Annotated in this window: 12 protein-coding genes; 3 read left to right on the top strand and 9 right to left on the bottom strand. The window is 68.4% G+C overall.

Going from position 1 to position 15,206, the window contains the following annotated elements; genetic code table 11:
- Positions 1–69 precede the first annotated feature (69 nt).
- The 7 genes from SACGLDRAFT_RS05790 to SACGLDRAFT_RS05760 all read right to left on the bottom strand — a co-directional run bounded on the left by SACGLDRAFT_RS05790 (position 70) and on the right by SACGLDRAFT_RS05760 (position 11,512).
- Positions 70–4,653, bottom strand: a complete 4,584-nt coding sequence (locus SACGLDRAFT_RS05790) for a ThuA domain-containing protein (RefSeq protein WP_005462629.1) — start codon at positions 4,651–4,653, stop codon at positions 70–72.
- A 48-nt stretch (positions 4,654–4,701) separates the two neighbouring features.
- Positions 4,702–5,817 carry a Gfo/Idh/MocA family protein gene (locus SACGLDRAFT_RS05785; RefSeq protein WP_040918637.1) on the bottom strand — a complete coding sequence of 372 codons (1,116 nt, stop codon included), beginning with the start codon at positions 5,815–5,817 and terminating at the stop codon, positions 4,702–4,704.
- 396 nt (positions 5,818–6,213) lie between these two features.
- On the bottom strand, positions 6,214–7,689 hold the full coding sequence (locus SACGLDRAFT_RS05780) for an ArnT family glycosyltransferase (protein WP_005462627.1): 1,476 nt from the start codon (positions 7,687–7,689) through the stop codon (positions 6,214–6,216).
- 285 nt (positions 7,690–7,974) lie between these two features.
- Complete coding sequence (gene lpdA / locus SACGLDRAFT_RS05775) at positions 7,975–9,372, bottom strand: dihydrolipoyl dehydrogenase (protein ID WP_005462626.1); 1,398 nt, start codon at positions 9,370–9,372, stop codon at positions 7,975–7,977.
- An 8-nt stretch (positions 9,373–9,380) separates the two neighbouring features.
- Entirely contained in the window at positions 9,381–10,031 is a 651-nt protein-coding gene (locus tag SACGLDRAFT_RS05770; RefSeq protein ID WP_040919631.1) for a lysophospholipid acyltransferase family protein, read from the bottom strand.
- Between the two features lie 101 nt (positions 10,032–10,132).
- A complete protein-coding gene (locus tag SACGLDRAFT_RS05765; RefSeq protein WP_005462624.1) occupies positions 10,133–10,540 on the bottom strand; it encodes a nitroreductase family deazaflavin-dependent oxidoreductase in 408 nt (135 codons plus the stop codon).
- 3 nt (positions 10,541–10,543) lie between these two features.
- Positions 10,544–11,512: a threonine ammonia-lyase gene (locus SACGLDRAFT_RS05760; protein ID WP_040918633.1), complete on the bottom strand. Its 969-nt coding sequence runs from the start codon at positions 11,510–11,512 to the stop codon at positions 10,544–10,546.
- Between the two features lie 300 nt (positions 11,513–11,812).
- Between SACGLDRAFT_RS05760 and SACGLDRAFT_RS05755 the strand changes: the two genes are divergently transcribed.
- The 3 genes from SACGLDRAFT_RS05755 to SACGLDRAFT_RS05745 are packed head-to-tail and all read left to right on the top strand — an operon-like array spanning position 11,813 to position 13,096.
- Positions 11,813–12,088: a YbaB/EbfC family nucleoid-associated protein gene (locus SACGLDRAFT_RS05755; protein WP_005462622.1), complete on the top strand. Its 276-nt coding sequence runs from the start codon at positions 11,813–11,815 to the stop codon at positions 12,086–12,088.
- A gap of 47 nt (positions 12,089–12,135) precedes the next feature.
- Positions 12,136–12,522 (top strand): DUF2580 domain-containing protein, encoded by a 387-nt coding sequence (locus SACGLDRAFT_RS05750; protein WP_005462621.1) that lies wholly within the window; start codon positions 12,136–12,138, stop codon positions 12,520–12,522.
- Positions 12,523–12,541: 19 nt separating this feature from the next.
- On the top strand, positions 12,542–13,096 hold the full coding sequence (locus tag SACGLDRAFT_RS05745) for a hypothetical protein (RefSeq protein WP_005462619.1): 555 nt from the start codon (positions 12,542–12,544) through the stop codon (positions 13,094–13,096).
- Positions 13,097–13,177: 81 nt separating this feature from the next.
- Here SACGLDRAFT_RS05745 and SACGLDRAFT_RS05740 read toward each other — a convergent pair whose 3' ends face one another.
- Complete coding sequence (locus SACGLDRAFT_RS05740) at positions 13,178–14,338, bottom strand: Gfo/Idh/MocA family protein (protein WP_005462618.1); 1,161 nt, start codon at positions 14,336–14,338, stop codon at positions 13,178–13,180.
- Positions 14,339–14,420: 82 nt separating this feature from the next.
- Positions 14,421–15,206 (bottom strand): ABC transporter ATP-binding protein, encoded by a 786-nt coding sequence (locus SACGLDRAFT_RS05735; RefSeq protein WP_157608767.1) that lies wholly within the window; start codon positions 15,204–15,206, stop codon positions 14,421–14,423.

Below are 15,206 nucleotides of genomic sequence, written 5' to 3'. Positions count from 1 at the left end.
TCGACGCGGTCGCAGTGGAGCCTCCCGTGCGGGCGCCCGCCGCGCCACCGGCGCCCGCACGGGAGAGGATCACGACACGACGGGCAGCGGAGCGCTGCCGTCGAGATCGCCGAGGAGGGCCCGTCCGTCCCGGACCAGCACCTGGCGCACCTCCTTGTCGGAGACCTGCTCGGCCCGGTCCACGAACGAGTTCAGGGCGCGCACGGCCTGCTTCGGGTGGTCCCGGTCGAGGGCCCGTTCCGCACGAGCCAGGTCGACCAGCAGCAGGACCTTCCGGGCAAGGCCGATCCGGTGCTCGGCGCCGAACCGGTACACCAGCGCCCTCACCTCGTCTACCGAGGTGGTCGACGTGAAGGTCACCGTGTGCTCGGCCGTGTTTCCGGCCTCGTCGGTGGCCGTCACGGTGAGCGTGTGGTCGCCGAGTTCCAGCCGGTGCAACGGCACCGTGGTGACCGACTCCAGTGCCTCGCCGTCGAGTTCGGCTCCGGCGGAGGCGATGCCGGACGTGGCGTCCCGCGCCTGCCACGTGATCGTGAGGTCCTCCGCGTCGCCGTAGACGTATCCGTCGGCCACACCTCCGATCAGCACGGTCGGGTTCGTGCCGTCGATCCTGACGGTGACGGCCTTGTCGGTCTCCACGTTGCCCGCCTTGTCGACGGCGCGGTAGAGCATCGTGTGCTCGCCGTCGCCGCTGATCACCACCGGCTCGGTGTACGTGGTCCAGTCCCCGCCGTCGAGGCTGTACTCGATGCGCTCGACACCGGAGTCGTCGTCGGTGGCCGACAACGTGACCCCGACCTCGCCGTTGTGCCACCCGTTCGCACCGGGCTCGGCGAACGACGCCTCGGTGGCCGGGGCCGTCGTGTCGAGCTCACGGATCTGCACGTTGCGGAACCAGACGTCGTCGCCGTCCCCGTGGTTCTGCAGGCCCACGTAGCCGGAGGTCAGGTCCCGGTTCGGGTCGGTGCTGACGAAATCGTTGATCAGCGTGCCGTTGAGGTAGACCTTGATCGTCTGGTCTCGGACCACGATCTCGTAGGAGTTCCACTCCCCCGGCGGGTTGAGCGCGGCGTCCCGCGCCTCCAGGTCGGCCGACTGGAAGTCGTAGATCGCGCCGGTGGTCTTCTCGGGCGCGTCGGTGGGGTCGATCTGGATCTCGTACCCCTCGTTCACCGCCACCCACGGGTCGTCCCCGGGGTCGGGGAACCCGACGAACACGCCGGAGTTGTCGTCACCGGCCATCTTCCAGTCGAGTTTGAGGCTGTAGGCGCCGAACTCCTCGCCGAACCAGAGCAGTCCCATACCGCCGACGGACTTGATGGTGCAATCCTCACCGAGCTCGAACGAGCCGGGACCGGACTGGTTCCAGCCCTCCAGCGAGGAGGCGGTGCCGTCGAACAGCATCCGGTAGCCCTCCTCGGGCTCAGCGGGCTGGCAGCCGGGGGTCGGAGTGCCGGGTCCGGCGACTCCCTCGCCGTCGACGTACAGGACGTCCACGTCGAACAATCCTCCGCTGCCCTCGCCACGGAACACCAGGTACAGCGGCCCCCTCTCACCCGGATCGGTGACAGCGACGGGACCGATCTCGACGTACTCGTCGAAACCACCCGTGTTGGGCACGTCGACCGTGTGCACCACCGGGCCGTCGACCGAGCCGATCCGCGCCTCGATCGTGCCGCCCGCGCCGCCGGAGGACACCCGGTACGTGATGCCGTCGACGCCGGTCAGGTCGGCCGGCTCCAGCTTGATCCAGTCGCCGTCGTCGATGTAGCCGATCCGCTTGCCGCCGCTGGCGCCCTCGGCGTTCACGACCTCGACGCCCTCGAGTTCGGAGAAGTACTCGGCCTGCTTGATCTTCGGCTGGAGCACCACCTGGTCCGAGCCCTCCAGCGCGGGCACGTCACCGGAGCCGGTGTCGGTGTAGCGCGCGTCGATGACGCCGAAGATGTCCGCGTCGAGCCCGTGTCCCTCGTCGGCGGGTGTCTCGATCACGCCCTCGCAGCCGGTCGCCCTCGACAGCGGGTGGCCGTGGTTGTCGTGGCCCAGGATGTACTCGACCGTGACCTTCGAGCAGTCGATCTCGCCGTCCTCGGGGTCCGTGACGGTCACGCGGAACGGCACCGTGTCACCGAAGCCGAAGAACCCGCCGTTCACGGGCGCTTCGAGCGTCACGGTGGGGGCCGTGTTGCCCACGGTCACGATCACGCTCGCGCTTCCGGTCAACCCCGTGGAGTCGGTCACCGCCAACCTGGCGTGGTACTGGCCCTCCTCGGTGTAGGTGTGGGTCACCGGCCCGGCCTCGGTCGAGTCGGTCTCCCCGTCACCGTCGAAGTCCCAGGCGTAGGTGAGTTCGTCACCGTCGGCGTCCTGGGTGCCCGACGGATCGAACGTGACCTCCAGCGGAGCCTGCCCGGACGTCACGTCGGCCGACAGGACCACTTGCGGCGTGCGATTGCCCTTGGTGTAGTCGATCCGGTACACGGCCGAGTCGGCCGCACCACCGAAGTAACCGCTGCCGTAGTCCAGCACGTACAGCGAGCCGTCGGGACCGAACTCGATGTTCATCGGCCGCGTGAGTTCCATGGAGTCGAAGAACGGCTCGATGGCTCCGCGTTCCCCGTTCTCCCCGACCTCGATCGTCTTGATCCAGCCGCGGTCCCACTCGTAGGCGAAGTTCTTGCCGTCGTAGTACTCGGGAAACTTGGTGTCGAAATCGAGCTCGGGGTCGAAGTGGTACACCGGCCCGCCCATGGGCGACTCGCCGCCGGTGCCGAACTCGGGAACCGACCCGCCGTCGTAGGGAATCCACGCGGGCTGCACGGGCGGCAGCTCCCTCAGCCCGGTGTTGTTCGGGCTGTCGTTGACGGGAGCGTCGCAGTTGAACGCCTCACCCGACGTCCCGGTCTCGAAGTCGTAGTCGACGTAGGGCTCGTTGTCTCCCACGCAGTACGGCCAGCCGTAGTTGCCCGGCTCCTTCACGAGGTTGAACTCCACGGTACCCGCCGGGCCCCGGTCGGGGTTCGCCGAGCCCGCGTCCGGGCCGTAGTCGCCGACGTAGATCCACCCGGTCTCCTTGTCGACCGCGAACCGGAACGGGTTGCGGAAGCCCATCGCGTAGATCTCGGGCCGCGTCTTCTCCGTGCCGGGTTCGAACAGGTTGCCCTCGGGGATGGTGTAGCTGCCGTCCTCCTGCACCGTGATCCGCAGGATCTTGCCGCGCAGGTCGTTCGTGTTGCCCGAGGTGCGCTGAGCGTCGAACACCGGGTTCCGGTCGGCGCGTTCGTCGATCGGTGTGTAGCCGTCCGAGGCGAACGGGTTCGTGTCGTCACCCGTGGACAGCAGCAGGTTGCCGTCGGCGTCGAAGTCGATCTCGCCACCGGCGTGGCAGCACATGCCGCGGGTCGCGGGGACCCGGAGGATCTGCTGCTCGCTGTCGAGGTCGAGCGTGCCGGAGTCGGTGAACTTGAACCGCGAGAGCTGGTTGTAGCCCTCGTACGGAGCGAAGTCCTCCGGCGTCCCGTTCTCGGGCGCGTCACCGGGCGGCGTGTCCAACGGCGGCGCGTAGTAGAGGTAGACCCACCGGTTGTTCTCGAAGTCCGGGTCGATCGCGATGCCCTGGAGGCCGTCCTCGTCGTGGTTGTAGACGTCCAGGGTCGCGGCCACGCTGGTGTTGCCGTCGGGGGTGGTCAAGAACACTCGACCGTCCCGCGAGGTGTGGAGCACCCGACGGTCGGGCAGCACCGCGAGCGCGATGGGTTCCCCGGTGACGTCGTCACCCTTGGCGAGGGTGATCTGGTCGAAGTCGGAGTCGTCCGGAGCATCCCCCGGTTGGTCCGAAGTGGAACAATCAGCGTCGGTGAGTCCCGCCGCGTAACGGATCCCTCCGGCGAGGTGAGCCAGGAACTCCGGTTCGGAGAAGGACTCGACCGTGTGGCCCCCGCCGGTGTACCAAGCGCGGCCACCGCTGTTCTCGTGGCACCAGGCAATCGGGTGATCGCCCATCGCACCGGAGCCCGGATCGTAGCTGCCCTCGTCGAGGGAGGCCAGCACGCGCACGTTCTGCCTCGGGTTCTCCCGGTAGTTGTACCACTCGTCGGTACGCACCCACTCTTCCGGAAGGTCCGCTGTGGACGGATGTTCCCGGTCCTCGACGGTGACCTTCGCTTCCTGGATCTGGGGGTGGGAGTCGAACCAGGCTCCCACGAGATCGCCGTACCACGGCCAGTCGTACTCGGTGTCGGACGCGGCGTGCACGCCCACGTAGCCCCCGCCGCCTTCGACGTAACGCTCGAACGCGGCCTGCTGTTCGGAGTTCAGGACGTCGCCCGTGGTGGACAGCCACACGACGGCGTCGTAGTTGGCGAGATTGTCGTCGGTGAACGCCGAGGCGTCCTCCGTGGCATCCACGGAGAAGTGGTGCTCGGCCCCCAGTTTCTCGATGGCCTCGATCCCGGCGGGGATCGAGTCGTGCCGGAAACCGGCGGTCTTCGAGAAAACGAGAATGCTGGCTTCGTCGTGCTGGACCCGCTGGTCGGCGACGGCGGTGAAACCACCACCGGCCCCCAGCCCCGTGCTCAACGCCAGCGCCACGACGCCGGCCTTCCACCGGCGCCGCGACGCTGTCCTCACCCCGGTACTACTGCTTCGTTGCACTGGTACCTACTCCTCGTCCCCCAACGCGTGGGGCCCAGTCGGTTCTGGCTACACCTCGATGTACTTCGATCCGTTCTCCGCACTCTTCTCGACCGCCGCCAGCACCCGCTGCACTCGCAGGCCGTCGGCGAAACTCGGCTCCACCGGCGTCCCGGCGTCGATCGCGGTGAGCAGGTCCGCGATCTCGTGCGTGAAGGTGTGCTCGTAGCCGAGCACATGCCCCGGCGGCCACCAGGCACCGATGTAGGGATGGGTGGGTTCGGTGACGACGATGCGGCGGAAACCACCGGTGGTCTCCCCCTCCGTGCCGTCGTGGAACCACAACTCGTTCATCGACTCGAAGTCGAACGCGAGGCTGCCCTTCGAGCCGTTGAGCTCGATCCGCATGGCGTTCTTGCGTCCCAACGCGTAGCGGGTCGCCTCGAAGCTGCCCACGGCGCCGGACGCAAACCGCGCGGTGAACACCGCGCAGTCGTCCACGGTGACGTCCTCCATGCCGTCGGCCGCGTTCTCCGACGGACGGCGCCGCACGAAGGTCTCGGTCATCCCGGAGACCCCCGTGATCGTCTGGCCGGAGACGAACTGGGTGGCGTCGATGATGTGCGCCCCGATGTCGCCGAGCGCACCGGAACCGGCCTGCTCCCTACGCAGCCGCCAGGTCATCGGGGCGTCGGCGTCGGCGAGCCAGTCCTGGAGGTAGGCCGCCCGCACGTGGCGCAACTCGCCCAGCCTGCCTTCGTCCACCAACTTCTTGGCCAGCGCGAGCGCGGGCACCCTGCGGTAGTTGAACGCGACCATGGCGAACACCCCGCGTTCGCGGGCCCGCTCGGCCGCCTCCACCATGCGCTCGGCTTCCTCCACCGTGTTGGCCAGCGGTTTCTCGCACAACACATGCTTGCCCGCCTCCAACGCCGCGATGGCGATCTCGGCGTGGGTGTCCCCCGGCGTGCAGATGTCCACGAGGTCCACGTCGTCGCGTTCCACCAACGCCCGCCAATCGGTGGTGGAGTCGGCCCACCCCATGCGCTCGGCCGCCCGCGCGGTGCGCTCCGGGTCCCGTCCCCCGAGGACGACCATCCTCGGGGAGTACGGCACGTCGAAGAACCGCGCGACACTGCGCCACGCGTGGGCGTGCACGGCACCCATGAAGGCGTGGCCCACCATCGCGACCCCCAGCGTGGGCCGCTTACCGTCGTTGCTGCTTGCTTGTTCAGTCACCAGTCGTAACCCAACGTCAGAAAATCCGGTTGTCGTTCGATGGCCGCCGAGACGGTGGTGAGCGCTCGACGGCTCTCGGGTGTTGTCGGCGGGTCCGGCCACGCTGACACCCCCGGACGCCCGGGTGGGTGCGGGACCGATGCCGAGGGGCTGCGGCCGGGTTCGCACGTGGTGAGCCGGGGCCGGGCGCTCACTTCGTCGCTTGCCGCGTGCAGACTTAAATCCACATCAGCCCCACTTTCTTCTCTGGCATGCAAAAGTAGGGCTGTAACCGGCCGGTCGTCAAGCGTGAGATTCCAAAGGGGTGGGCCCGTCAGCCCGAAACGCTTCGTGACCAGCGAGTTACCACTTGAAGTGCATGTGGCGGAACGAGGGCCACAACTCGGCCCAGGACGCCTTCCGCCCCTCGCACAACCAGATGGGCGCGCCCTGGTTGTCGTTGTTGACCTCGTGCCCGTTGTCGACGGTGCCGATCCGCCTCACGTGGTCGAAGTAGTCGTCGAGCCGTTCCCGGCTCGCGCCGACGAACAGCGTCAGCCGGGCGTCCTCGGGCGGCGAACCGAAGTACCAGTAGCCCCGGCCCCCGCTGTACGCGTCCGGCAGCTCGGGTTGGAACTTCTCGATCGCCGACGCCTGCCAGTAGGTCTCGGTCACGATCGTGGTCGTCGCCCGCTGCTCCGGCGACAACGTGGCGTACGCCGACGCCACGCTCGCAGCGACCTGCGGCCAGCCGAACTCCTCCAGCTCCATGTTCATCGGGTCGTACGGCTGCCCCGCGTACGCCGAGATCGGCTTGATCGGCAGCCAGCTCACCGCCACCAGCGCCGAGGCCGCGTAGGCCAGCGCCATCGCGGGCCGCCACCGCGCCGTGAGCACCCGGTCGAGTTCCACGGCCGAGACCGCGAAGCACAGCGCGAACATCCCGCCCACGTAGTACGGCCGCCCGGAGGAGGCCCAGAAGACCGCCGTCACCCCCAGCACGGTCACCCCGAGGAACCGGTACTCGCGCAGCCTCGGCGAGCGCAGCAACCACCACACGCCCAGCACGACGAGCACCGCGCCGACGCCGTACCCGGCCTGTTCGAGCGCCATCGGCAGGAACGTGACACGCCCACCCGCGTACGACACCTCGTCGGCGACGATGCGGTTCATCTCCAGCTGCGGCCAGCCGTTGACCGCCTGCCAGACGAGCGTGGGCACGCAAGTCGCCACCGCGATCGCGCCACCGACCCACAACAACGGTCGTCGCACCAGGTCCTTCGGACCGAACAGCCACGAGGCCAGCAGGGCGACGACCCAGAACACCGGAATGAGAAACTTGACCTGGAGATCCACCGCCGTCACGAGCGCGGCCGCCAGCAACACACGGTCGTCACGCACCCGCACCCAGCGGACCACCAACCACACGATGACCGTCCACAGAAACGCGTCCACCATGTGGGTGGCGAGGATGTGCCCGGCACCCGCCAACAGGAAGGGCGAGCACGCGTACGCCCCCGCCGCCATGACCTGCGCCCGCGTCCCACCGCCGAGCTCGCGGGCGGTCAGCCCGGCCACGATGATGCCCGCCCCCGTGAACACCACCGCGGGCAGCCGGAAGCCCATCACGGAGTCCGGGAACAGACTGTCCATCAACAACGCCAGCAACGGCAGCAGCGGAGGCTGGTCGGCGTAACCCCAGTCGAGGTGTCGGCCCGCGGCGATGAAGTACAACTCGTCGCCGTGGTAGCCGTACCGGTTGCCGAAAGCCAGCAGCACCACCATCGCGGCACCGGCGATGAGACACACCGGAAGCCGGGCGAAGCGCGGGACCGCCATAGACCAAAACCTTAAGGGACGAGACCACACCGATCAGTAATGATCTTTACTCACCCGCGCGTGGTGGCGACTACACCATTCGGACGTCGCCGGTGCTCCGTGTGGCCAGCGGGACGGCGCCCTCCGCGCGGCGACGTCGCGGGAGCGAACTCGAAGTCGATGTCGAACGGTCGCCGAAGGAAAATACGAGTCCGGTAGCAGGTGCTTCGTCCACTGTCGGCCCGACAACGGACGACGCCGTTGCCCCCGCAGCCGGGAAAGATCCCGACCGCGGGGAAGCGACGATCACATGTTGATCATGTGTCCGGCGAGACCGTGGACGGCTTCCTTCACCGCCTCGCCCAGAGTCGGGTGCGCGTGCACGTTGCGTGCCACCTCGTGCACCGTCAGGTCCCACTGCTGGGCCAACGTCAACTCGGGCAGCAACTCCGTGACGTCCGGGCCGATGAGGTGTCCACCGAGCAGCTCGCCGTACTTGGCGTCGCTGACGAGCTTCACGAACCCGACCGCGTCGGCCAGCCCGTGCGCCTTGCCGTTGGCCGTGAACGGGAACTTCGACACCTGCACGTCGTAACCCTCGGCGCGCGCCTGCTCCTCGGTGAGCCCGAAGCTCGCCACCTGTGGCTGGCAGTACGTCGCCCGCGGAATCATGCGGTAGTCCAATTCCATGGTCTCGGCGTCGGCGATCGTCTCGGCCGCCACGATGCCCATCGACTCGGCCGTGTGAGCGAGCATCAGCTTGGCCGTCACGTCACCGATCGCGAAGATGTGCGGCACGTTCGTCCGGCAGCGACCGTCCACATCGATCGCGCCACGCTCGGTGAGCGCCACGCCGGTGTTCTCGAGTCCGTAACCCTCCACATTGGGCGCGAAACCCATGGCCTGGAGCACCTTGTCGGCTTCGAGGACCTGCTGCTCGCCGTCCTTCGACACGGTGACGCGCACCTTCTCACCCGACTCGTCGATCGACTCGACGCGGGTCGAGGTGAGGACGTCGATGCCGAGCCTGCGGTAGCGCCGAGCCAGTTCGGCCGACACCTCCTCGTCCTCGGCGGGCACCATGCGGTCCATGAACTCGACGATGGTGACCTTGACGCCGTAGTTGTGGAGCACGTAGCCGAACTCGACGCCGATGGCACCCGCACCGCAGATGACGATGCTCTCGGGCAACTCGGACGACAGGATCTGCTGCTCGTAGGTGACGACGCGATCGCTGATCGAGGTGCCCGGCAGCAGCTTCGGCGAGGCACCCGTGGCGATGATGCAGTGGTCGAACGTGACGGTCTCCACGCCGTCGGCCGTGGTGACCTCGATGGACTTGTCACTCGTGAAGGTGCCGCGACCGTTGAACTGGGTGATCGCGTTCTTCTTCATCAAGTAGTGGATGCCCTTGACGCGGCCGTCGGCCACCTTGCGGCTGCGCTGGTACGCCGCGGTGTAGTCGAACGTCACCTCGCCGTCGACCTGGATGCCGAACGTACGGGCCTCGTGGGTGAACAGGTGGGCGAGTTCGGCATTGCGCAACAGCGCCTTCGACGGAATGCACCCGACGTTGAGGCAAACCCCGCCCCAATAGCGTTCCTCGATGACGGCGGTGTCGAACCCGAGCTGGGCCGCACGGACGGCGGCTGTGTATCCGCCGGGGCCTGCGCCCAGCACCACAACGTCGAAGTGTTCACTCATGGCCGCGATTATGCCCCCACCGCGTCCACCGGTGGGGTCCGGCCACGGACCTCCACCAGGAGGTCCGTGATGGACGTCATGATGCGTTCGGTGGCCTCGCGCAACTGGCTCGCGCTCGGCCGTTCACCCGCGAGATCCGACAACTCCACCGGTGGTCCCGCCACCACGTGCAAAGTCGGTCTCGGCCACACCTTCGGTAACCGGCTTCCCACGGGGAGCAGCTCCTGCGTGCCCCAGCACGCCACCGGCACGACGGGGGTCCCGGTGGTCAGGGCCATGCGGGCGAGACCGGTCTTTCCCCTGCTCGGCCAGCCGTCCGCCCGGTCGGTGAACCCGCCTTCGGGGAACACCACCACACAGTCGCCCTCCCGCACGGCGCTCACTCCGTCACGGTACGAGTGCAGCGCACTCGCCTTACCGCGATGCACGGGGATGTGTCGCCCGGAACTCATCACCCGCCGCACCACGGGGGTGTCCCACAGCTCCGCCTTGGCGAAGAACCGCGGCACCCGCCCCGCGGCGAGTGTGAACAACGTCACCGCGAGCGGGTCGGCGAAGGAGAGGTGATTGCTGGCTATCAGCACGCCGCCCCGCCGGGGGACGTGCCGACAGCCCCGGAAGCTCCAGCGGGTCGTCGCGGCCAGCAGGGGCGCGAGCAGCTCGATACTGAGCCCGAACCAGAATCCCCGGCCGCGACGAGGGAAGCGGCGGAGGAGTGAAAGCTGGTGCGGGCCCCGCGGCTCACCGAATCGGGGGCTACTCAGTCGAGACGCTCCAGGACCACGACCGGGATCTCCCGCTCGGTCTTGCGCTGGTAGTCCTCGTAGTCGGGCCACACCTCGACCATGCGGGACCACAACCGCGCGCGCTCCTCCCCGGCGGCCGTCCGGGCGCGGGCGGCGAACTTGTCCGCCTTCACCTGGACGCGGACCTCGGGGTTCGCCACCAGGTTCTTATACCAGTCGGGGTGATCCGGCGCGCCACCCTTCGAGGCGACGACGACGTAACGACCGTCGTCCTCCCGGAAGATGAGCGGCGACTTGCGGAGCTTCCCGCTCCGACGTCCCGTGGTGGACAGGATGAGGATCGGCGCGCCGTTGGACCAGGTGTAACCGACCTCACCGTCGGTCTCCTCGTACCGACGCACGTGCTCGTCACCGAACAGCATCGTTCACTCCTCGTCGAGGGCTCGGGTGAGTACGTCCGACAACAGGGCGGGGTCCACGTTCCCTCCGGACACGATGGCCACCGTCCGCCCGGCGGGCAACTCGGCCGCGTGGTACAGATACGCCGCCGTGGTCACGGCCCCACTCGGTTCGGCGACCAGCCTGCCCTTGTGGGCCAGCACCGCCATGGCGGAACGGATCTCGTCCTCGGTCACGGTGACGAGATCGTGCAGGTGGACCTTCAGGTGGGCGAACGTCAGCTCCGAGGGCTGGGACCGCAGCCCGTCGGCGATGGTGCGGTTCCGCTTCTCGACCGACCAGTCGACGCGCGAGCCCGCCCGCAGACTCTCACGGGTGTCGGCGGCGAGTTCGGGCTCGACACCGATCACCTTGGCGTTCGGCAGCAACGCCGTGACGGCCGCGGCCACGCCCGAGGCGAGCCCTCCCCCGCTAATCGGCACCAATACGACCTCGACGTCCGGCAGGTCCTCGGCGATCTCCAGACCGATGGTGCCCTGACCGGCGATGATGTCGGGGTGGTCGAACGGCGGCACCAGCACCGCGCCCCGTTCGGCGACGATCTCGTAGGCGACCTTCTCCCGCTGCCCCTCACCGCAGAGAACGACCTCGGCGCCGTAGGCCCGCGTGTTGTCGATCTTGATCTGGGGTGTCGACGCGGGCATCACGACATGGGCCGCGATCCCCTCGTTCGCCGCCGCGTAGGCGACGGCCTGGGCGTGGTTGCCGCTGGAGTAGGTCACCACACCGCGACGGCGGGCGTCCTCGTCGAGCCTGGCGATGGCGTTGACCGCGCCCCGGATCTTGAACGCCCCGATGGGCTGCAGGATCTCCGGCTTCAGCCACAGCGGCCGGTCACGATCCGCCCAGGTACAGGGCAGGAGGGGTGTCCGAACCACCGTGGCGGCGATCCGCTCGGCAGCGGCCCGGATGTCATCGAGTTTCACCAGATCCACACCGCCGAGTATGCCCCATCCGGCTCAACGCAGAATGCGTTCGCCCGCGCGAGCGGCACCCGAACCGGCCGGGCGAGGCCGCTTGACCTGCTCCGGGGAAGCGGTCAACGCCCCGCGTCCGCCCGTGGAACGCACCCAGCGAGGCTGGCATCTGCCCAGCGCGTTCGCCGAAGGCGGCTCCGTGCGGTGAACCAGCTCCTCAACGCGTGCCCGTACCCATGCCATACCCCTCGGACGCGGGAGGAGACGTTTCCGTTCCCTTCATGGGAACCGGCTCCCCTCCGGCGACGTCGAACGGGAATGAGCGAGAAGAACCTGCCATCACTCAACGACCTGCTGGCGCAGTCGGACCGTGTGGATCGCCGTCTTCTCGCGAAGCGCAGACAAGCCGGCCAGCAACGCATCAAGGCTCAGGACGACTGGGGGCTAGTCGAGGTCACCGTCGATTCACGAGGACGGTTGCAGGAAGTGGCGATCAACGCCGACCTCGCGGCCAGGACGAACCTGGCCGACCTCGCCGAGGCCATGCTCCAGGCCGCGCGCGCGGCGCAGTCACGCGCCGACGCCCTGTCGTGAGCACCGAGGGCTGCGGCACGGCGAATCTCCATGGGGGAGGAAACGGCATGAGGGACCGCTTCAGCGTCGACCCGGCGATCCTACGTCGTGGCGCCGAAGAACTCACCAAGACAGCCGACAACACCGCCGAGGCCGCGAGCACGGCGAAGGGTGCCGACGGCTCGTCGGGGGCCTTCGGCGCGTCCGAAGGGGGAAAGGAACTCGCCGAGGCCTGGTCCGCCCTGGTCAAGGCTCGGGTCGCCGAGATGAAGTCCCTGGCGCACGAGACCGACCAACTGGCGGGGACCGTGCGGGAAGCGGCCGACTCCTACGAGTGGGAGGACTCGGACCACTCCGAGACCATACGACGGCAGGAGAAGGCGCTGGCCGGGGAGCGGGAACGCCCACGGCGGGAAAGCGCCTCGCGAATCGCCCCCGGCACGTCGGGCGACTGAGGGAGGACGGAGGAGAACCATGAGCTTCCGGCATCCCGCACTGACAAGTGCCCTCGCGTCACCCGAGCTCACGCTGCTCGCCATAGCCGCCGACATAATCGGCTCCCCCGACCCGTTTCAGGCGTTGCGACACCTCGACTGCGATCCTCCGGTCGTCGCCGAGTTGGCCGCTCGCCTGGCCGACTCGGCCAGGATGGTGGACGCCTCGTCCACCGGTTTCACCATGGCTCTAAAGGAGATCAGTAGCGGTTGGTCGGGAGCGGGTTACGAGGCGTTCGCCGAGCGCGCGGACGAGGTCGACAGGGAGTACCGGGGGGTCACGGACCGGACCTACGACAGCGCCAAGATCGGTTCCCAGGTGGCATCCACTCTCGACTCCTACGTCCGCGCGGCGGTGGACCAGTCCTTGTCCATCGCGGGCGAAGCGGCCCCGGCCAGCCATGCCGTGGTGAGGGGCGAGTCCGACGAAGCGGCCGAGACCGTGAACGAGGCCTGCCGGACGATCGCGCTCATCGTGCGGGATACGGTCCAATCCATCAGCGACATGGCCCGTGAGCTGGCGGAACTGGCTTGAAACGTCGGTGTGGGCCGGGCACCGTGCCCGGCCCACCCGCGACACCGTGTCCGAACCGCGCAAGTGCCGACCGCGAGGGCGTTACAGCGTCAGTTCGTCGACCGCGATCCTGCGGCCCTCACGAGCCGAGCGCAGGCCGAGTTCGGCGAGCTGCACCCCACGGGCACCCGCCAGGAAGTCCCAGGGGAACGGCTCGTCGTTCACCACGTGCTTGAGGAACAGTTCCCACTGGGCCTTGAACCCGTTGTCGAACTCCGCGTTGTCGGGCACCTCCTGCCACTGCGAACGGAAGTCCTCCGTAGCCGGGAGGTCGGGGTTCCACACCGGCTTCGGCGTCACCGACCGGTGCTGCACACGACAACGTCGTAGCCCCGCGACGGCGCTGCCTTCCGTACCGTCCACCTGGAACTCCACCAGCTCGTCGCGGAAGACCCGTGTGGCCCACGACGAGTTGATCTGCGCGACGACGCCGCCGTCGAGCTCGAAGATGCCGTACGCGGCGTCGTCGGCCGTGCAGGTGTAGGTCCTGCCCTGTTCGTCGACCCGCTCCGGGATGTGGGTGGCCGCCAGCGCCTGCACCGAGCGCACCGGGCCGAAGATGTCCTCCAGCACGTAACGCCAGTGGCAGAACATATCGATGATGATGCCTCCGCCATCCTCCGCGCGATAGTTCCAGGACGGTCGCTGCGCCTCCTGCCAGCTACCCTCGAAGACCCAGTAGCCGAACTCGCCGCGCACCGAGAGGATGCGACCGAAGAATCCGCCATCCACCAACCGCTTCAGCTTCCGCAGTCCGGGCAGGAACAACTTGTCCTGCACCACGCCGACCTTCACACCGGCGGAGGCGGCCACACGGGCCAGCTCCAACGCGGTCTCGGTGTCCTCGGCGATGGGCTTCTCGGTGTAGACGTGCAGCCCCGCCGCCACGGCCTTGCGCACCGACTCGGCCCTGCGGCTGGTGACCTGCGCGTCGAAGTAGATCTCGGCCGACGAGTCGCTCAGCGCCGCGTCGAGATCGGTGGTCCAGTTGTCGAGCCGATGCCGCTGGGCGATCGCCGCCAGCTTCGCCTCGCTGCGCCCCACCAGAATCGGTTCGGGCCGGATCACGGTTCCGTCGGGCATCGCCAGGCCCCCCTGCTCCCGGATCGCCAGGATCGACCGCACCAGGTGCTGTCGATATCCCATGCGCCCGGTGACGCCGTTCATCACGATCCCGACCGACCGCTCCTTGAGTCCCGTCATAGGTCGCCTTTCTGTGTGGTGTCAGCAGTGCCGTGGTGCGGAGCCGGTCCGCCCCGCGCCACCGGCGTGATGGGCACGGCTCCTAATCGCCCACGACCGCCGCACGGGCCGCGCCGAGGTGGTCGCGAATGCGCTGGGTGGCGCGCGCGAACTCGGGGTCCGACATGGTCCTGCCGTAGTCGCGCTCCACGGGAAGGTCGACGTCCACCACCCCGGCCACCGTGCCCGGACGGGCCGTCACCATGACGACCCGGTCCGCCAGGTACACCGCCTCGGAGATCGAATGGGTCACCAACAGCACGGTGGTCCCGGTCTCGCGCCAGATACGTCGCAACTCGACGTTCATCTGCTCTCTGGTGAGGGCGTCGAGCGCCCCGAACGGCTCGTCCATGAGCAGCACGGGAGGCCGGTGGAGCAGGGCTCGGCACAACGCCACCCGCTGCTGCATCCCGCCCGACAGCTCGTGGGGGTAGGCGTCCTCGAACCCGGACAACCCCGTCATCGCGATGAGTTCGTCGGCCCGCTGCTGCGCCTCGCGCGCGGGAAGATGCCGCATCTCGGCCTGCAACAGGATGTTCTTCCTCGCCGTACGCCACTCCAGCAACGCGGCCTTCTGGAACACGTAGCCCACGTCCTTGCGAGGGCCCGTCACGTCCTCCCCCTGCAGCCGCACCCGTCCCGCGGACGGCCGCAGCAACCCCGAGGTGAGTTTCAACAGCGTGGACTTGCCGCACCCCGACGGCCCGACGATGGCGATGAACTCACCGGGCTCGACGTTCAGGCCGACGTCGCGCAGCGCCAGGACGTCGCGCTTCTTCGTGCGAAACCGCACCGTCACGTCGGAGATCTCGACCGCGTAGCTCGACAT

The sequence above is a fragment of the Saccharomonospora glauca K62 genome, from assembly GCF_000243395.2.
In the GTDB taxonomy this organism is placed as follows: Bacteria; Actinomycetota; Actinomycetes; order Mycobacteriales; family Pseudonocardiaceae; genus Saccharomonospora; species Saccharomonospora glauca.
The sequence above is the reverse complement of the archived record's forward strand: the minus strand, read 5'-3'. Positions and strand labels throughout refer to the sequence as shown.